Source organism: Flagellimonas lutimaris, from assembly GCF_051494225.1.
Lineage (GTDB): Bacteria > Bacteroidota > Bacteroidia > Flavobacteriales > Flavobacteriaceae > Flagellimonas > Flagellimonas lutimaris_A.
On the sequence record NZ_JBNPYE010000037.1, the window covers coordinates 1 to 327 of the forward strand.

General features: G+C 60.9%; 1 protein-coding gene. It reads right to left on the bottom strand.

Annotated features, from left to right (window positions below; translation table 11 throughout):
* A partial coding sequence (locus ACQQ5U_RS19435) for a hypothetical protein (RefSeq protein WP_437400126.1) occupies positions 1-327 on the bottom strand: 327 nt, incomplete at both ends.

Here is a 327-nt window from a genome sequence, read left to right on the forward strand (position 1 = left end):
GCTCCGCGTCCGTCGCAAAGGTCCCGTCAAGGTCCACTCCCGTGGCCCCGGCAGCGGCATTGGTCAGTTCCAAGGTCGTGCCCGTCAAGGCTACATCCGAAAGTTCGTTCGTAGGGTCCGCGTCCGCGTCGTCCGTATCAAGGGCGGCAAGCTCCGCGTCCGTCGCAAAGGTGCCGTCAAGGTCAACCCCCGTGGCCCCCGCAGCGGCATTGGTCAGTTCCAAGGTCGTGCCCGTCAAGGCTACATCCGAAAGTTCGTTCGTAGGGTCCGCGTCCGCATCGTCAACATTATCAACACCATCATTATCAACAGTTATGGTCCCACCAT